17 protein-coding genes, 1 tRNA gene and 2 rRNA genes are annotated in these 16,505 nt (G+C 58.9%); 13 read left to right on the top strand and 7 right to left on the bottom strand.

Features of this window, described 5'->3' with window-relative positions:
• The first annotated feature begins 193 nt into the window (after positions 1 to 193).
• The 5 genes from WDB88_RS01235 (at position 194) to WDB88_RS01215 (ending at position 5,596) form a co-directional block, all read left to right on the top strand.
• Positions 194 to 3,024: ribosomal RNA gene (locus tag WDB88_RS01235) — 23S ribosomal RNA — on the top strand.
• Positions 3,025 to 3,096: 72 nt separating this feature from the next.
• Positions 3,097 to 3,211 (top strand): 5S ribosomal RNA (rrf, locus tag WDB88_RS01230).
• Between the two features lie 62 nt (positions 3,212 to 3,273).
• A tRNA-Met gene (locus WDB88_RS01225) sits at positions 3,274 to 3,350 on the top strand.
• Between the two features lie 445 nt (positions 3,351 to 3,795).
• Positions 3,796 to 4,182 (top strand): hypothetical protein, encoded by a 387-nt coding sequence (locus tag WDB88_RS01220; protein WP_339108404.1) that lies wholly within the window; start codon positions 3,796 to 3,798, stop codon positions 4,180 to 4,182.
• Positions 4,183 to 4,723: 541 nt separating this feature from the next.
• Positions 4,724 to 5,596, top strand: coding sequence for a LysR family transcriptional regulator (locus WDB88_RS01215; RefSeq protein WP_339108403.1), 873 nt, complete (start codon positions 4,724 to 4,726; stop codon positions 5,594 to 5,596).
• 319 nt (positions 5,597 to 5,915) lie between these two features.
• Here the strand turns inward: WDB88_RS01215 and WDB88_RS01210 are convergent, their stop codons facing one another.
• Entirely contained in the window at positions 5,916 to 6,902 is a 987-nt protein-coding gene (locus WDB88_RS01210) for an NAD(P)H-quinone oxidoreductase (protein ID WP_339108402.1), read from the bottom strand.
• 3 nt (positions 6,903 to 6,905) lie between these two features.
• Positions 6,906 to 7,589, bottom strand: coding sequence for a COQ9 family protein (locus WDB88_RS01205; protein ID WP_339108401.1), 684 nt, complete (start codon positions 7,587 to 7,589; stop codon positions 6,906 to 6,908).
• Positions 7,590 to 7,699: 110 nt separating this feature from the next.
• Between WDB88_RS01205 and rpsU the strand changes: the two genes are divergently transcribed.
• Positions 7,700 to 7,906, top strand: coding sequence for a 30S ribosomal protein S21 (gene rpsU / locus WDB88_RS01200; protein ID WP_083217574.1), 207 nt, complete (start codon positions 7,700 to 7,702; stop codon positions 7,904 to 7,906).
• 84 nt (positions 7,907 to 7,990) lie between these two features.
• Here rpsU and WDB88_RS01195 read toward each other — a convergent pair whose 3' ends face one another.
• Entirely contained in the window at positions 7,991 to 8,644 is a 654-nt protein-coding gene (locus WDB88_RS01195; protein ID WP_339108400.1) for a ribonuclease T2, read from the bottom strand.
• 132 nt (positions 8,645 to 8,776) lie between these two features.
• On the opposite strand from WDB88_RS01195, the gene WDB88_RS01190 reads away from it, so the two are divergent.
• Entirely contained in the window at positions 8,777 to 9,538 is a 762-nt protein-coding gene (locus tag WDB88_RS01190; RefSeq protein ID WP_339108399.1) for a cell cycle transcriptional regulator TrcR, read from the top strand.
• A 50-nt stretch (positions 9,539 to 9,588) separates the two neighbouring features.
• Here the strand turns inward: WDB88_RS01190 and WDB88_RS01185 are convergent, their stop codons facing one another.
• Complete coding sequence (locus tag WDB88_RS01185; protein ID WP_339108398.1) at positions 9,589 to 10,611, bottom strand: Hint domain-containing protein; 1,023 nt, start codon at positions 10,609 to 10,611, stop codon at positions 9,589 to 9,591.
• Between the two features lie 287 nt (positions 10,612 to 10,898).
• On the opposite strand from WDB88_RS01185, the gene WDB88_RS01180 reads away from it, so the two are divergent.
• The 5 genes from WDB88_RS01180 (at position 10,899) to WDB88_RS01160 (ending at position 14,681) form a co-directional block, all read left to right on the top strand.
• Positions 10,899 to 11,864, top strand: coding sequence for a L,D-transpeptidase (locus tag WDB88_RS01180; protein ID WP_339108397.1), 966 nt, complete (start codon positions 10,899 to 10,901; stop codon positions 11,862 to 11,864).
• 218 nt (positions 11,865 to 12,082) lie between these two features.
• On the top strand, positions 12,083 to 12,907 hold the full coding sequence (gene panB / locus WDB88_RS01175; protein WP_339108396.1) for a 3-methyl-2-oxobutanoate hydroxymethyltransferase: 825 nt from the start codon (positions 12,083 to 12,085) through the stop codon (positions 12,905 to 12,907).
• On the top strand, positions 12,904 to 13,743 hold the full coding sequence (panC, locus tag WDB88_RS01170; protein WP_339108395.1) for a pantoate--beta-alanine ligase: 840 nt from the start codon (positions 12,904 to 12,906) through the stop codon (positions 13,741 to 13,743). The genes panB and panC overlap by 4 nt, the downstream gene beginning before the upstream one ends.
• Positions 13,744 to 13,783: 40 nt before the next feature.
• Positions 13,784 to 14,041 (top strand): hypothetical protein, encoded by a 258-nt coding sequence (locus tag WDB88_RS01165; protein WP_339108394.1) that lies wholly within the window; start codon positions 13,784 to 13,786, stop codon positions 14,039 to 14,041.
• Positions 14,042 to 14,045: 4 nt separating this feature from the next.
• The gene (locus tag WDB88_RS01160) at positions 14,046 to 14,681 is read left to right on the top strand and encodes a DUF1523 family protein (protein WP_339108393.1); all 636 of its coding nucleotides are present in this window, start codon (positions 14,046 to 14,048) and stop codon (positions 14,679 to 14,681) included.
• Between the two features lie 17 nt (positions 14,682 to 14,698).
• Here WDB88_RS01160 and WDB88_RS01155 read toward each other — a convergent pair whose 3' ends face one another.
• Positions 14,699 to 15,070: a hypothetical protein gene (locus tag WDB88_RS01155; protein ID WP_339108392.1), complete on the bottom strand. Its 372-nt coding sequence runs from the start codon at positions 15,068 to 15,070 to the stop codon at positions 14,699 to 14,701.
• 160 nt (positions 15,071 to 15,230) lie between these two features.
• On the opposite strand from WDB88_RS01155, the gene WDB88_RS01150 reads away from it, so the two are divergent.
• Positions 15,231 to 15,599, top strand: a complete 369-nt coding sequence (locus tag WDB88_RS01150; RefSeq protein ID WP_339108391.1) for a hypothetical protein — start codon at positions 15,231 to 15,233, stop codon at positions 15,597 to 15,599.
• A gap of 95 nt (positions 15,600 to 15,694) precedes the next feature.
• Here WDB88_RS01150 and grxD read toward each other — a convergent pair whose 3' ends face one another.
• Positions 15,695 to 16,054, bottom strand: a complete 360-nt coding sequence (gene grxD, locus WDB88_RS01145; protein ID WP_339108390.1) for a Grx4 family monothiol glutaredoxin — start codon at positions 16,052 to 16,054, stop codon at positions 15,695 to 15,697.
• Between the two features lie 206 nt (positions 16,055 to 16,260).
• Positions 16,261 to 16,503, bottom strand: coding sequence for a BolA/IbaG family iron-sulfur metabolism protein (locus tag WDB88_RS01140; RefSeq protein ID WP_339108389.1), 243 nt, complete (start codon positions 16,501 to 16,503; stop codon positions 16,261 to 16,263).
• Positions 16,504 to 16,505: the final 2 nt, after the last annotated feature.

Below are 16,505 nucleotides of genomic sequence, written 5' to 3'. Positions count from 1 at the left end.
TTGATATCGTATATAGAGATGAAATTAAACATCAGCATCGCGGGTCGCCCAAGTACGGGTGACAGCAGTTCGATCTGCAAGCAGCGATGTTGTTCAAGTCAAGTACACTAACCAATGTTGATGATCTTAGATCATCAGCGGGAATAGTATGCATGCTTTTGATACAGGAAGAAGTCTATCTTCTTCTGGATCAAATCAAGCGCGAGAAGGGCGTTTGGTGGATGCCTTGGCAGTAAGAGGCGATGAAGGACGTGATACTCTGCGATAAGCCATGGGGAGCTGAGAATAAGCTTTGATCCATGGATCTCCGAATGGGGAAACCCACCTGAATGTTTGTTGTAATTACCTTGGTAATTTACAACGGGCATAACCAGGGACTTATTACCTGAATACATAGGGTTTTAAGAGCGAACCCGGGGAACTGAAACATCTAAGTACCCGGAGGAAAGGAAATCAATATGATACTCCGCTAGTAGTGGCGAGCGAACGCGGACCAGCCGAGCCTTGAGAGTGAGTAGAATGGTCTGGAATGTCCAGCAATATGGGTGATAGCCCCGTATACGAAGCTCAACGGGACGTATTAAGTAGGGCGGGACACGTGAAATCCTGTCTGAAGATCGGAGGACCACCTTCGAAGGCTAAGTACTCCTTACTGACCGATAGCGAACCAGTACCGTGAGGGAAAGGTGAAAAGCACCCCGACGAGGGGAGTGAAACAGTTTCTGAAACCGGACGCCTACAAGCAGTCGGAGGAGCCTCGAGCTCTGACGGCGTACCTTTTGTATAATGGGTCAACGACTTGGTCTTACGAGCAAGCTTAAGCCGATAGGTGTAGGCGCAGCGAAAGCGAGTCTTAAAAGGGCGACGAGTTCGTGGGATCAGACCCGAAACCGAGTGATCTAGCCATGTGCAGGATGAAGGTTGGGTAACACCAACTGGAGGTCCGAACCGACACCCGTTGAAAAGGGTCCGGATGACGTGTGGCTAGGGGTGAAAGGCCAATCAAACTCGGAGATAGCTGGTTCTCCGCGAAAGCTATTTAGGTAGCGCGTCGATTGTATTCTCCCGGGGGTAGAGCACTGCATGGATGATGGGGGCCCACAGCCTTACTGAGTCTAAGCAAACTCCGAATACCGGGAAGAACTGATCGGCAGACACACGGCGGGTGCTAACGTCCGTCGTGGAGAGGGAAACAACCCTGACCAACAGCTAAGGCCCCCAATTCGTGGCTAAGTGGGAAAGCATGTGGGACTTCCAAAACAACCAGGAGGTTGGCTTAGAAGCAGCCATCCTTTAAAGATAGCGTAACAGCTCACTGGTCTAGTCAAGAGGTCCTGCGGCGAAGATGTAACGGGGCTCAAGCCACGAGCCGAAGCTTTGGATGCACTGTGAAGTGCGTGGTAGCGGAGCGTTCTGTGATATAGAACGCTGCCTCCTTAGTATCCTCGGATACATTGGAGGCAATGTTCTGACTGTGAAGCCGGGCTGTAAGGCATCCGGTGGAGTGATCAGAAGTGAGAATGTTGACATGAGTAGCGACAAACAGGGTGAGAGACCCTGTCGCCGAAAGTCCAAGGGTTCCTGCTTAAAGCTAATCTGAGCAGGGTAAGCCGGCCCCTAAGGCGAGGCCGAAAGGCGTAGTCGATGGGAACCAGGTTAATATTCCTGGGCCGTGAGATGGTGACGGATCTGAACCGTTGTTCACACTTATCGGATTGTGTGGGCAGCCTACAGGTCCCTGGAAATAGCCTCTCTATAAGACCGTACCCGAAACCGACACAGGTGGACTGGTAGAGAATACCAAGGCGCTTGAGAGAACCACGTTTAAGGAACTCGGCAAAATGCCTCCGTAAGTTCGCGAGAAGGAGGCCCCATCGCTAGGCAACTGGTGGTGGGGGGCACAAACTAGGGGGTGGCGACTGTTTACTTAAAACACAGGGCTGTGCGAAGCCGTAAGGCGACGTATACAGTCTGACGCCTGCCCGGTGCCGGAAGGTTAAAAGGAGGGGTGCAAGCTCTGAATTGAAGCCCCGGTAAACGGCGGCCGTAACTATAACGGTCCTAAGGTAGCGAAATTCCTTGTCGGGTAAGTTCCGACCTGCACGAATGGCGTAACGATCTCCCCGCTGTCTCAAACGTGGACTCAGCGAAATTGAACTGTGTGTCAAGATGCACACTACCCGCGGTTAGACGGAAAGACCCCATGAACCTTTACTACAGCTTCACACTGGCATCAGGATTGTGATGTGCAGGATAGGTGGTAGCCTTTGAAACCAGAACGCCAGTTCCGGTGGAGGCATCCTTGAGATACCACCCTTCGCACTCTTGATGTCTAACCGCGGTCCGTTATCCGGATCCGGGACCCTGTGTGGCGGGTAGTTTGACTGGGGCGGTCGCCTCCCAAAGAGTAACGGAGGCGCGCGAAGGTGGGCTCAGACCGGTCGGAAATCGGTCGTTGAGTGCAATGGCAAAAGCCTGCCTGACTGCGAGACTGACAAGTCGAGCAGAGACGAAAGTCGGCCATAGTGATCCGGTGGTCCCAAGTGGGAGGGCCATCGCTCAACGGATAAAAGGTACTCTGGGGATAACAGGCTGATGGTGCCCAAGAGTCCATATCGACGGCACCGTTTGGCACCTCGATGTCGGCTCATCTCATCCTGGGGCTGGAGCAGGTCCCAAGGGTACGGCTGTTCGCCGTTTAAAGAGGTACGTGAGCTGGGTTTAGAACGTCGTGAGACAGTTCGGTCCCTATCTGCCGTGGGTGTAGGATACTTGAGAAGAGTTGCCCCTAGTACGAGAGGACCGGGGTGAACGGACCACTGGTGGACCAGTTATCGTGCCAACGGTAGTGCTGGGTAGCTATGTCCGGACAGGATAACCGCTGAAAGCATCTAAGCGGGAAGCCCCCTTCAAAACTAGGTATCCCTTGAGGGCCGTGGAAGACCACCACGTCGATAGGCTGGAGATGTAAGTGCAGCAATGCATTCAGTTGACCAGTACTAATTGCCCGATTGGCTTGATTTGATCCAGTAGTAGACAGACACTCCTACAGATCAAAATCATGCATACAACTTGACTTGCACGCTCTTTATTCGGTTTGGTGGTCATAGCGCTGGCTATACACCCGGTCCCATTCCGAACCCGGCCGTTAAGGGCCAACACGCCAATGGTACTGCGTCTCAAGACGTGGGAGAGTAGGTCACCGCCAAACCTAATAAAGAGCGTCATTCATCTCTATAACGATAACACCCCCCCAAATCAGACACAAAATAACGCGGGATGGAGCAGCCCGGTAGCTCGTCAGGCTCATAACCTGAAGGTCGTAGGTTCAAATCCTACTCCCGCAACCACTTTTACTTGCATACCAACATCACCGCCAACACACCGCCTCGTATTCGGCGGGGTTTGCGCCGTTTCCGCCTCCTGCAACGTAAGAATTGAAGCCAGATCCCCCACAAGCGCGATCGCGTGCCCGTCCATGGCAGCGGCATCCGGCATGAGCCGTACCTGCGAAATCAACCCGCGAAGCGCCTCGCTCGCCTGAAGCTGGTGCGCCGGGTCTGACAGCGACGATGCCAGATCCGCCACTTTCGCCCGATAGGTCTTAGCGAGTCCCGGATGCAGGCGCAGGGCAGGGGGCTCGGGCGCCGCGGCAAGTGTCAACCGTGTCTTCTCGGCCTTCAGCGTCTCCATTCGTGCCTTCATCGATGGATCATACATCCCGTCTTCGACCGCCGCCAATATACCTGAAATCTTCCGCTCCAGCTGGGCAAGCTCACGCTCGGCCTTGGCGCGTTGCACGACCTGCCCAGCCAGCGCGTCGTTCCAGGCGCGGCGGTATTCTTCGACGAACAGAGCAATCAGCTCCGGGTGCATCAGGCGATCCTTCAGCCCGCCGAGCACGCGGGCTTCGAGGTCCTCTCGCCCGATGGTCGCGCGGTTGTCGCAGACTGCCAGTCCCTTGTTCCGGGAGACGGAGCACCCGTAGCGGGTGCGGTTGATCAGGATGTAGTTGCCACCGCAACAGCCGCATTTGATCAAGCCGGAGAGCAGGAACTTCGGTTGGCGCGCGAAATCGCGGCGCAGCGGTGTGTCATCCTGCGCGGTATGGTTCATCTCTTCCCGGATGGTGTCTTGCCGTGCCTTCACGCGGCGCCAAAGGTCATCTTCGATGATCCGTAGATCCGGTTGTTCGGTAATGATCCATTCCTCACGCGGGTTCGGTTTGGACAGGTCTCTGGTCATCGTCTCGTCTATCAGCGATCCACGGGGACCATTCACCACCGCGATCGAACTGGTATGGATGAAACGGCGTATGCCTGCGGTATATGCCGCGGAGATCAACGCCTCTGTGGCATCGATATTGATCCGCTTGAGCATGGCCCAGTGCTTTCCGCCGCCATAACTCTCGCGGAAATAAGCCGCGGTGTGAAACACCGTGTCGCACCCCGAAAGCGCCGCTGCGAATGTCGTAACGTCCAGCAGATCGCCTTCGATAATCTCAAGCTGGGGGATCGCTCCGAACTGCGCATGGGCTTTGGCCCGCGAGCGGACAAGCGCGCACGAAAATACCGCGATCAAGCAGCAGCCGCACGAGATTATTGCCCAATAGCTCGGTGGCACCAGTGACGAAAACGGTTTGCATGAAAGATCTCCTTGCGGGCGCACACTGCGCCGCTTAGCGATTTGATAGCAAAGCCGGGCTTTGCGTAGAACGCACACCATGGCAAAACAGCTTTGTCAAAATGCACAGCAGAGAGCCAAGATGAACTGGGATGATATCCGATTGTTGCTGGCGATCTCGCGGCGCGGCAGTTTCCTCAGGGCGGGCGAGACGCTCGGCATGGCTGCCTCGACCCTCTCACGCCGGATCACGCAGCTGGAACATCAGATGGGCGCGGCTCTGGTCGAACGCGGCGCGGATGGAACGCGCCTAACCGAGAGGGGATCGACTTTGATCCAAGCGGCGCAGGAGTTCGAAAGCGCGCTTATCCTGCCACAGAAGAGCGCTGGTCTTTCCGGTCGCGTCAGGGTGACGGCGGGCGACGGGTTCATCGGGTTGGTTGCTGATGTTGCCGCGCGTTTCATTTCCGAGCATCCCGGCTGCTCCGTCGACATCACCAGTTCGCCCGAGTTCGTAGAGCTGGCACAGGGCGCCTCCGATATCGCAGTGCGCACCGCACATCTGGGAGAGCCGTCGCTGATCTATCAACGGATGCCTGAGGTTTCACTCGGCCTTTACGCGATCAAAGATCTTGGCATCAAACGGAACGCTCGCCCCGAGGACATACCGATGATCGGGCTTTTGCCGCCAATGGACCAGTTGCCCCATATGAAAGCCGCGCGGGCAGCAGGATTTGGCAACATCCGCATTAGGGTCTCGTCTTTTGCCGCCCAGATTCAGGCCGTAGAGCGGGGGCACGGGGCGGCCGTTCTCCCACATTCTCTAGCGGTGGGGCTTGTGGAGCTTTTCCCTAGCGTGAGCCTGCCGAAACTGGACGTGTTTCTCGTTACGCGGCCTCAAGCTCTGCGCCAAACGCAGATCAGGGCATTCGCAGATCTTCTGAAAAAGCAGATGTCAGAGCAGGTAGCATGATGAGGCTCTCGCGGTTCTGTCGCCCTATGCGTAACGAAGGTCAGCGTTCCTTGCTGCGCGGCGCATGAATGGCCGCTATCCCAAACTCGCCGCAGGCGCCAAGCCGCACTGCCGCAAGTCCGCTTTCCGCCCATTGTGTTCCGCAGGAAAAGGTCCGGTAGCGTCTAAAGTTTGTAAACGGTAAGATTTCGGTGGTGTCAGGCTCACGCAACCAGCTTTAGCGAACGAGCCGCGCCCGAAAGGGTCGCGGCTTTTTTGTTGTCCGTGGCCTGTGTGTGGCGCGGCTTCTGTTCCCGAAGGCCCCGCCCCGAGACGGAGGTTATTTGACCTTCAGGACGATCTTGCCGATATGGGTCGAGCTCTCCATGCGGACGTGGGCTGCGGCGGCTTCGGTCAGGGGGTAGGTTGAATCCAGCAACACTTTCAGCTTGCCCGTTTCGACCATCGGCCAGACCCTTTCGAGCAACTCGCTTGCGATAACAGCTTTCTGTGCATCGGTTTGCGGGCGCAGCGTCGAGCCGGTGATGGTCAGACGGCGGGTCATCACAGGGGCGAAATTGATTTCGGCTTTCGGCCCTTGGAGGAAGGCGATAAAGACCAGCCGCCCGTCCATTGCCAAAGCTTTGAGGTCGCGCTTGATATACTCGCCTCCGACCATATCGAGGATCAGATCCGCACCGCCCTGAGCGGTGAGAATCTTGACGAAATCCTCCTCGCGATAATTGATGGCGGTGGCACCCAGATCCGCGCAAGCCTTGCATTTTTCGGCAGAGCCCGCCGTGGCAAAAACCGTGGCGCCGAGCGCGCGGGCGATCTGGATGGCGGTGGTGCCGATGCCGGACGAGCCGCCATGCACCAGAAAGCGTTCGCCACCTTTCAGACCGCCGCGCATCACCACGTTGGACCAGACGGTGAAGCAGGTCTCGGGCAGGCAGGCGGCCAGTTTCAGGTCCATACCTTTCGGGACGGGCAGGGCATGGGCAGCAGGGCAGGTGACAAATTCGGCATAGCCGCCACCGGGCAGAAGCGCGCAGACCTCGTCGCCCACGGACCAGTCGCTGACACCCGGCCCGCACGCAGCCACACGGCCCGAACATTCCAGCCCGGGCAAATCGGATGCGCCGGGCGGGGGATCATAGGCTCCGGCGCGTTGCAGCGCATCGGGACGGTTGACACCTGCATAGGCCACCTCGATCAGGATCTCGCCATAGCCCGGCACAGGCACGGCGCGATGGGCGGGTTGCAAGACCTCGGGGGCGCCCGGTTGGGTGATTTCCATCACCTGCATTTCATGGGGGAGGCTCATTTTTCAGTCCTTATCCTGCGGGGCCGCGGTTTTGCCGGGCAGATCCTCGCAGCCCTGCGGCGCGCGAATGCCCGAAAGCATGGTCTTCACAAAGGGCAGCTTCATGACGCTGCCCTTCACTTTCTCGAATTGCATGACATCCTCGATCCGGCGGTCGATAAAGGCCCAGGTCTCTGCATGGTCTTCGCTTTCATCGCCCATCCAGTACAGCACTGAAGCCGAATAGACGCCGGTCAGTGTCATGCGTTTGGTGTACCAGTTGTAATCGGTCGAGCTGTCGCCAAGCGTGCTCCAGATCAGGTCGCAGGTGTCCCAGACCAGTCGGGTGCCGGTCGCGGCATTTTGCGGCAGGGCAAAAGTTGCGGCCCCTCGGCGCACCAGTTCGGGGTCGACAGCTTCGAGACGGGTGCGCAGGGCAAAGGCGACCCTGTCACGGAATTTCATCGCTGACAGATCGGCGGTTTTCAGGGCGCTTACCATCGCCCGATCTCCGCGCCGGTGATATTCCACCGCCAGATCCAGCGCCCCCCGAGGGCAGAGGATCTTGGCGACACCCGGGTCGATACCCGAATCACTTACGGCCATATCGAAGGCCGGTTTGGCCCAGCCATCGAAAGGAACATGGGGCAGGATCGCATCCAACAGCTCTGATTTGGCGCGATCGGCATCGAGATGATCGTTTTTCATGGCCTTTCCCTTTCGGGCCCCTTTCAGGTGGTGGACAAATGGAAGGTTTATAGCTATATGAAGCGCTCCTGCAAACCGATGCAACTCTAACTTAGGAAGGTGGTGACACCATGCAGGTCAGCGTTCGCGATAACAACGTCGATCAGGCGCTTCGTGCCCTGAAGAAGAAACTTCAACGTGAAGGCGTTTTCCGTGAAATGAAGCTTCGGCAACATTTCGAGAAGCCGTCCGTGAAGAAAGCGCGCGAGAAGGCGGAAGCCGTTCGCCGTGCCCGTAAACTGGCGCGTAAAAAAGCACAGCGTGAAGGGGCTCTCTGAGTTTCGACGTGTTGAGAAAGCTGGCGGGTTTGCCCGCACCTTGAACCCCCTTGGTTTCCTTGGGGGTTTTTTGGTGCCTTGGCCTCAGCGGATGCCATCCATCAGCGCGTCCGTCAGGGGGCAGTCGCGGATCACATCGGCCCCGCAGGTGCGGGGCGTCAGGTCTTTCGTCAGGCAGATGCGCACCTCCTGAATGCGGTGCGATTGGCAGGTAATGGTCACGCCATCGGCGCTCAGCTGCGGATTGGCCTCAAGGAAGGCTTCTTCCACTACGCTGGCGGGCAGGGTGACATCCTTGCGCAGCTGCTCGAACACATCCGGGATTTTCACGCTGTCATAGGCGCGGCGTGCCAGATCCAGATAGGTCTGCGCCTCAAGCCCCGAGCAGCGCCCGTGTTTCTTCCACTGATACCAAGCCGCCCCTGTTGTGCCCATGATATCCTCCATGGCCGCCGTCTGCCGCTTGGACGGATCGCGTGCTGACATGTTGCAATAGCTGGGCCAGCCGGTTTCGTTTTGCGGCCAGAGCCCGTGCAGGACAAAATCATGCGGTCCGTTGCGGTCTGTGTCGCATTGCGGCGAGTTACGGGCATCGCCCGTTAAGGCACACCATGTTGGGGACCAGCTGAGCGCAAGCACATAATAATCGAATTGGCCTGCCTTTTCGCCCTCGGCTTGCGCAGAAAGACTGGTGCTCAGAAGTGCCAAGATTATCAGGAATGCGCGAAGTTTCGTCATTTTCTCTTTTCCCGAGCTGTGGATTTGAGTATATACGAGGCCAATTCCCCACCAGAAATGGATCGCGGCGTAGGGATCTCCCGCCCGCAGCCGATTTCTCGGCACGGGAGAGATATGTAAAGGATGGCTGAGATGACCAACAAGCCCCTGATGGCAAGAGCGACCGCCGTGTGGCTGGTGGACAATACCACGCTGAGCTTCAAGCAGATCGGTGACTTCACCGGCATGCACGAGCTGGAAATCCAAGGCATTGCCGATGGTGATGTGGCTGTGGGCGTGAAGGGCCAGGACCCTGTGGCGCATGGCCAGCTGGACGCCAGTGAGATCGAGAAGGGCGAGAAAGACGCGCTCTACAAGCTGAAGCTGAAGTTCAACAAGGCAGCTGTTGGCGAAGACAAGCGCCGTGGCCCGCGCTACACGCCGCTGTCCAAGCGTCAGGACCGTCCGAACGCGATCCTGTGGCTGGTGAAATTCCACCCCGAGCTGGCCGATGCGCAGATCGCGCGTCTGGTGGGGACCACCAAGCCCACCATCGCCTCGATCCGCGAGCGCACCCACTGGAACATCCAGAACATGACCGCCATCGATCCGGTGGCTCTGGGCCTGTGCCGTCAGTCCGAACTGGATATGGAAGTGCAGAAGGCCGCGAAGAAAGCCGCTGCGATGGGCGTCATGACCGATGACGAGCGCCGCAAGCTGGTGTCCACCGAGCAGTCGCTGGAAATGTCGGACGAGCCGCGTCTGCCGTCCTCTATTGCGGGGCTGGAGAATTTCTCGCTTTCGAAGCCGGAAGATGACGACGAGCGTAAATCGCCCGCCGATTATTCCGATGCGGACAGCTTCTTCAACCTGCCGCATGGCGATGATGACGAAGAAGAAGACGAGCGCCGCTAAGGCCCCGATCTTTGTAACAGAAAACCGCCACGATTTTTGTGGCGGTTTTTTTATGGGCCGAATTGGGGCAGAGAGATCCGCAGCTCTTGTGCCAAGGCGTGGGTTGTATGGCGCTGCGCGGCCCGCATCGGCCAGAGCGGCTTGGCCGGAGTGGGGGTGCGACCCATGATCTTGCGGATCTTTCGGGCAATTTCCGGCGGTAGAAGCGACAGCGCCACCGGTCCGGGCCAGAAGCTCTCGCAGGGGAGGCCATTGGCAAAAATCACCGCATGCCGCTGTAGGACGATATGGATATAGGGTCCCGCAATTTCCGGGGCACGACCGATGCGGGGGCGGACAAGCAGCGAAGAGGCGGGCAGAAGCGCGTCAATCTCGGCAATATATACACGGTGATGCGCCGATAGAATCAGCGTCTTTCCGGGCAGACCATTGCCAAGCGCATGGGCCCGCAGGCGGATGGGCCGATGGTCGCGCGCGCTGTCGAGCGGAACGCGCGACTGCAAGAGCATGGCAACCGGCGCGGCGGTGCCATCATGACAGCGCAGCATATCACCTTGGCGCAGGGCTTGGGCCATTTTCTGCTGCCCGTCCGCCATAAGAAAGCGGGTGCGGGGGCCGAAGCAGGATGGCGCGGAGGTGGCATAGGCATAGCTGCCGCTTGTATAGTCAATGGCCTGTATCACCGTCAGCGGTTCGCCATAGGGCGGCGGCGTCCCCTGAATGACGAAGCCTTCGATATTCCACGCATCCCCATTCAAAGAGACGAATTGCAGCGTATAGGTGTTGCCCAGCGAATCCTGCACGATGACATCATATTCCGCCTCGATGATGGTGCCTGCCGCATAGTTGACCCCGCCGATCGTATATCCGGCAGCCAGAGTTTGCGTGTTGTCATCATCATCGAAGGTCGCGTTGGTTTGGTCATCGACCTGAAGGACGTCGCTCGTCGCGCCGGGTTGCAGGGTGATCGTGTCCACATTGACGGTGAACTGGTAGCCCCCATTATTGCTGAAGGTCCCCGCCGTGGTACTGGCATAGCTCAGATCAAAGAAGTTGAGGTTGAAGACGGCCATGACGGCTCCGTTGCGACGATCAGCCCTTATGATCCCGCAGAATGATTAAGTTTAATTTATCCGCGTTAAGTGTGATCGGGGAAACGGCGCCCTGCTGCCGCAGAAACCGGCGCAAATGTCATATGTTGGCCACCGCTTGCATTTTTTTCACCTTCGGGGGAACCGAGTTGCGGTCAATAGGCTTGACCGCTTACTGGAACATGAAAATAAGGTCCGGTTAACCCACGACCTGCCGATCTGCCCGGCAGGCGCTGGTTTGTAAAAAAGTTCCGAAAGGATTTGCTGCTGTGTCATCTCTATTTGTTCGTTTTCGCCTGCCGATGATTGCGGCTGCGGGGTTGGTTGCGTTGGCGGGATGTGCCGCACAGCCGCATACCGATAGCCCCTCGACCCGGATCTCGACAGCGTCGGTTCCGGCTGAATATCGCGCGCGCCAAGACGAACTGGAACCGGATGTGACCGTTCCGGCCATCAATCCGCGTTATCTGACCGAGCGTAACCGCCGCCAATGGGTTGATTACAACGGCCCCGAGGCGGTCGGCACCATCGTTGTGGACCCCTATGCCCGCGTGGCCTATCACATCGTTGCGCCGGGGCGTGCGATGCGTATGGGGGTTGCGGTCGGCAAGGCCGGTAAGGGCTTCTCGGGGACGGCCGTGATCCGTCGTAAAGAGGTTTATCCCAGCTGGACGCCGACCAAGAACATGATCCGCAATGATCCCGACCTCTATGGTCCGCTGTCTGGCGGGCTGAAGGGGGGGCTGGAGAACCCTCTGGGGGCGCGGGCGCTGTATCTTTATAAAAACGGTCGCGATACCTATTACCGTCTGCACGGCACGATGGACCCGTCCTCCATCGGCAAGGCGACATCGGCAGGGTGCATCCGCTTCTTCAATCAGGACATCATGGATATGTTCGACGAAACGGATCTGGGCACTGTCGTGAAGGTGCGTTCGAAGGCAGAAAGCCTGAAGATGGAAGGCCCGATGACCGAGCTGCATTCGGGATATGTGGTGCCCTCGTCGGATACCGCAGCCATCGAGGCGGATGCGAAAGCATGGGATGAGGGCAAGATCGAGGATCCGGCCATCTCCGATAAGGAAGCGCATGACCGCGCGGTGGCCGCAGCCAAGGCACAGGCATCTGGCGGGGATCCGGTCGCGGCAGCAGAAGCTGCGGAAAAAGCCGACGAGGCGATCTATCCGGCGGCCATGACCGATGCAGAGCGCGAGGCCGCACTGAGCGGGAACTGATCGCATAAACAGGTTTTCCCACGGGTGGGAAAAGGGGATGCGCGGCAGGCCGACCGGTCTGTCGCGCTTTCATTTATGCCAGGCCCGGACCGGCCTTTCGGGGGGCGGGTGGCACCTTCGTGGCAGGGGGCAGGGTTTTCTTTGCAATTGCAGAAACTGGGGGCTATTGCTCTGGCACCTGCATCGGAGGATATGCAGGCCAAAGGAGGACATAGCCCATGAGTGCTGCTGCAAAGATCTCGCGCAAGATGCCGAGCGATATTGCCGCAATGAAAGGCCAAAGCCCGATTGTCTGTCTGACGGCTTACACCACCCCTATGGCCCGTATCATGGACCCGCATTGCGATCTGGTTCTGGTGGGCGACAGTCTGGGCATGGTGGTGCACGGGCTTGAAAGCACCTTGGGCGTGACCTTGGAGATGATGATTCTGCACGGTCAGGCGGTGGCACGCGGGGCGCAGGCGGCCTGTATCGTGGTGGATATGCCCTTCGGCTCCTATGAGGAAAGCCCCGCGCAGGCGTTCCGGAACGCTGCCCGTATCATGGCCAAGACCGGCGCGCAGGCCGTGAAGCTGGAAGGCGGCGCGCATATGGCCGACACGATCCGCTTCCTTGTCCAGCGCGGCATTCCGGTGGTGGCGCATATCGGGCTGACCCCGCAATCCGTCAATGTTTTCGGGGGGTATAAGGTTCAGGGGCGTGGGGATGCGGCGGCGCGTCTGATGGCCGATGCCGTTGCGGTGGACGAGGCCGGAGCCTTTGCGGTGACGCTGGAAAAGGTGCCGCAGGGGCTGGCCGACCGTATCACCGCCGAGATTTCGGTGCCGACCATCGGCATCGGGGCCAGCGTGAACTGCGACGGGCAGGTGCTGGTGGTGGATGACATGCTGGGCCTGTTTACCGCCTTCAAACCGAAATTTGTCAAACGCTATGCGCAGTTGGGCGATGCGGCAGGGCAGGCGGTTGCTGCCTATGCCGAAGAGGTGCGCGCGCGCCGTTTCCCTGCGCCCGAACATATGTTTTCCGACGAGGTGAAGAAATGACCTTGGTGATCCGTAATTCCGCTGAACTTCAGGACAAGGTCGCGGCATGGAAACGCTCTGGTATGCTGGTCGGTGTGGTGCCGACGATGGGCGCGCTGCATGATGGGCATCTGAGCCTTGTGAAGGCGGCAAGGGCGCAGTCGGACCGTGTGATCGTGACGATCTTCGTGAACCCGATGCAATTCAACAATACCGATGATCTGAGCAAATACCCACGCGACGAGGCGCGTGATCTTGCGCTTCTGGACGAGGCGGGGGTGGATGTGCTGTTTGCGCCCGACGTGGCCGAGGTCTATCCTGACGGGTTTTCCACGACCGTATCGGTCAGCGGGGTCTCGGCCCCGATGGAGGGCGAACACCGTCCGGGCCATTTCGACGGGGTGGCGACCGTGGTGGCCAAGCTGTTTGGCATGACGCAGGCAGGGCGCGCCTTTTTCGGAGAAAAGGACTGGCAGCAATTGCAGGTGGTGCGCCGGATGGTGCGCGACCTCAATCTGCCGGTGACCGTGATCGGCTGCCCGACCATCCGCGAGGCCGACGGTCTGGCCATGTCCTCGCGCAATGTCCGGCTGAGCCACGAAGACCGCAGCATGGCACCGCTCTTGCATCAGGTCTTGCAAGAGCTTGCCGCCAGTTTGCGCGCGGGTGCCGATGTCGGGGTGGCTTTGGCCTCGGCCCGCGCGGAGCTGGCTGCGAAAGGGTTCGGCACGGTCGAGTATCTGGATCTGCGCGCCGGAGACAGCCTTGCTCCGCTGGCGCAGCTTGAAGACAATGCACGCCTGTTGGTGGCATTATGGTTGGGCAATGTCCGCTTGATCGATAATATTCCCGTTTAGGCGCGGCGGATGGCGGCGCCCCCCTCGGTGTGGAGAGCATATGCGCGCATTTCTGAGCTTTGCAGTCATCGGGTTCGGGGTTTTATGCCTGATCTACTGGCTGGTTTCGCTTTACGCGCGCTCGCGTGTCCGCGAGGGGCTGGAGCGCGCGGCGGACGGGCAGCTTGACCCCGAAGCCTATATTGCCGAAGGTCTGCGCGATTATGCGCGCTCCCTGCGCAAGCGCCTGCTGGTGCTGGTCATTCTGGTGCCGGTGGGCGTGGTGATCTGTATCGTCTATTTAATGAACTACACATGAGGCCATGATGCGGTATTTCAAATGGGGTTTCTTCGCGGTGCTTGCGCTGCTGGTCTTCGCCTTTTTCCACTACACCCTGCCGCAGCATGACATCGTCCGGATTGTCGGAACGGAGAATCGCCGCATCGATTACGGGCAGCATTCGATCTTCTGGGCAACGCCCGACAAGGCGGCGCAGGCGGTGGGCAGCCGCGATGTGTTTTTCATCCAGACGCAGCGCCCGAACGGCAAGCCGATGGTCTATCGCAACGAGGATACCGGCTGGGGCTGGCCGCCCTATTTCAAGCTGGACAGCTCTAACCTGCAAGCCGTGGCGCAGGATCTTGTCTCGACCAAGGCCAATCCGGTCTGGGTGTCGATCACCCATTATGGCTGGCGTAACGAGTGGATCTCGATCTATCCCAATGCGGTATCGATCAATGTTGTGTCGGGGCCGGATGCGACGATCGTTCCTTGGGCGAATATCGTTATCCTGACCTTCCTGCTGATCGTGCTGCTGTTTTTGCGCGCGATGTGGCGGCAGTTTCGCAGGCGCTCCATCGATCCGGTGATCGAGGATATGGAAGAGGCGTGGGATGGTGTCGAAGACCGTGCCGAAGGCCTCTGGGGGCGCGTGAAGCGCCGGTTGGGCGGGAAATAACCCCGCCCGCGCCAAGATCAGCTGCGGCGCATCGCGCCGCGCGATTGGCAGATAAGATTATGGGCAAGGGCCATGATGATTGCGGCAAGGCTGGCGGCCATCATGGTGCCGTCGCTCTGTGTAAGCGCGAATTCCGCCCATAGAAGCTTGAGGGTCAGCGCCGCGCAGATCACGGTGGTGCGCAGGCAGTCCGCGCGTAATGGCGGCTGGCAGCCTTCGCGCAGATTGGCGATGAAGCCGCGCAGCGCGCAGGCACCGGCGGCTGACAGGAGCAGAAGCTCGGGCGGGGCCAGGGTGCCCGCACCGCGTGCGGCCTGAAAAATGATCATCGCGAATATGGCCGTGAACAGGCCAAGCGCGAGTTCGCGGGCTTGAGGGATATACTGCATTTTGCTGCTCATTGGGCTGTGGAGCCCCTTTCCTAGCAGAAAGTGCTTTCCAAATAAACAACATCAAATGGGGCGGCTCTTCACAAAGTCCAGATATTTCTTTCCGCGAAGATGGTCCCATAATCTGGTATGATAGCGGGGTAAGTGGTGCGGCGGGTAAATGAAAGACGATTCGGCATTGAGAACTCAGAGCGTCGATGACCATGTGCCAGAGCAGCTTTTGGCCTTTGCTCTGGAGGCTCTGCTGACCCGCGAGACAGGGTGGGTCAATCTTGTTCCGGCGCTGGCGCGGCGTTTTCCCCATGCCGAGGCGGTGGATATCGCGATTGCACTGACCTCTGCTGCGGCGGAAATCGAACATAGTTTTGTGCCCAGCAGTCCGTCGATGGATGCGGCGCGGCACGGCTACAAGCTTGCCGCCGTCCTGATGCTGGAGATGCATGCCCAGCGGTTGCAGGGCAGGCCGGTGCGTATGGCGGGCGATCTGCTGGAAATGTGGCACGAAAGGCCGTTTCTCGATCTGGGATGACCGATACGGGGCAATCGGGCCGGGGCAATCGGGCAGGCGTGCGGGCGTGAAAAAACCCCGCCTGAGGCGGGGCTTTTGTCGGGCAGGACGGGATCTCAGGCGTTGGCCGCGCGGATCTGCTCTGCCGCTTCCTTGTTGAACTCGATCCCTTTGTCGCTGAACAGCTGGTCAAGCTCGCCCGACAGGGTCATTTCGGTCACGATATCGCAGCCGCCGACAAATTCGCCTTTGACATAAAGCTGCGGGATGGTCGGCCAGTCGGAGAAATCCTTGATGCCCTGACGGATCTCGGCATCGGCAAGGACGTTGATATCCTTATAGGCGACCCCCATGAAATTGAGCACACCCGCCACACGGCTGGAGAAGCCGCATTGGGGCATTTCTTTGGTGCCTTTCATGAAAAGCACGACATCGTTTTCAGAGACGTCTTTCTGGATCTGGTCTTGCGCGCTCATGGCGAAGTTCCTTTGTTTGGCGCATGCGCAATGCATACAGGCCGTATGTGAGTGAGGGCCGATCCGCCCGACGGGGGTGTCGGTATGGCCAGCGGTCTTTGTCCGGACGCTGGTCGCCCGCGATGGACGACTCGGCGCGGCGGTAGGATTTTCGGTCGGGCATGACAGGAGGGCACGATGCCGCGCCTCCTGCCGGTCTGTTCTTGTTACTCGGGCGCCTTTGTCGTGAGCGCCAGCGCGTGGAGGGCGCCGCTCGGGCCGTCCATCGCGCCTTTGAGGGCAGCATAGACTGCGCGCTGCTGCTGGACGCGGTTCTGTCCGCGGAAGGATTCGTCGATGACCTCGGCGGCCCAGTGATTGCCATCTCCGGCGAGGTCGGTGATGGTGATTTTTGCCTCGGGGAACGAGTCTCGGATCAGGTTTTCGATATCCTGGGCTTCCATTGGCATGA

Source organism: Thioclava sp. GXIMD4216 (assembly GCF_037949285.1).
Lineage (GTDB): Bacteria > Pseudomonadota > Alphaproteobacteria > Rhodobacterales > Rhodobacteraceae > Thioclava > Thioclava litoralis.
This window is presented reverse-complemented; position numbering and strand designations above follow the sequence as displayed.

Coding starts and splice junctions, on each gene's coding strand:
- WDB88_RS01215 (WP_339108403.1), top strand. CDS start 4,724: ATGGCAAAACAGCTTTGTCAAAATGCACAGCAGAGAGCCAAGATGAAC.
- WDB88_RS01210 (WP_339108402.1), bottom strand. CDS start 6,902: ATGAGCCTCCCCCATGAAATGCAGGTGATGGAAATCACCCAACCGGGC.
- WDB88_RS01205 (WP_339108401.1), bottom strand. CDS start 7,589: ATGAAAAACGATCATCTCGATGCCGATCGCGCCAAATCAGAGCTGTTG.
- rpsU (WP_083217574.1), top strand. CDS start 7,700: ATGCAGGTCAGCGTTCGCGATAACAACGTCGATCAGGCGCTTCGTGCC.
- WDB88_RS01195 (WP_339108400.1), bottom strand. CDS start 8,644: ATGACGAAACTTCGCGCATTCCTGATAATCTTGGCACTTCTGAGCACC.
- WDB88_RS01190 (WP_339108399.1), top strand. CDS start 8,777: ATGACCAACAAGCCCCTGATGGCAAGAGCGACCGCCGTGTGGCTGGTG.
- WDB88_RS01185 (WP_339108398.1), bottom strand. CDS start 10,611: ATGGCCGTCTTCAACCTCAACTTCTTTGATCTGAGCTATGCCAGTACC.
- panB (WP_339108396.1), top strand. CDS start 12,083: ATGAGTGCTGCTGCAAAGATCTCGCGCAAGATGCCGAGCGATATTGCC.
- panC (WP_339108395.1), top strand. CDS start 12,904: ATGACCTTGGTGATCCGTAATTCCGCTGAACTTCAGGACAAGGTCGCG.
- WDB88_RS01165 (WP_339108394.1), top strand. CDS start 13,784: ATGCGCGCATTTCTGAGCTTTGCAGTCATCGGGTTCGGGGTTTTATGC.
- WDB88_RS01160 (WP_339108393.1), top strand. CDS start 14,046: ATGATGCGGTATTTCAAATGGGGTTTCTTCGCGGTGCTTGCGCTGCTG.
- WDB88_RS01155 (WP_339108392.1), bottom strand. CDS start 15,070: ATGCAGTATATCCCTCAAGCCCGCGAACTCGCGCTTGGCCTGTTCACG.
- WDB88_RS01150 (WP_339108391.1), top strand. CDS start 15,231: ATGAAAGACGATTCGGCATTGAGAACTCAGAGCGTCGATGACCATGTG.
- grxD (WP_339108390.1), bottom strand. CDS start 16,054: ATGAGCGCGCAAGACCAGATCCAGAAAGACGTCTCTGAAAACGATGTC.
- WDB88_RS01140 (WP_339108389.1), bottom strand. CDS start 16,503: ATGCCAATGGAAGCCCAGGATATCGAAAACCTGATCCGAGACTCGTTC.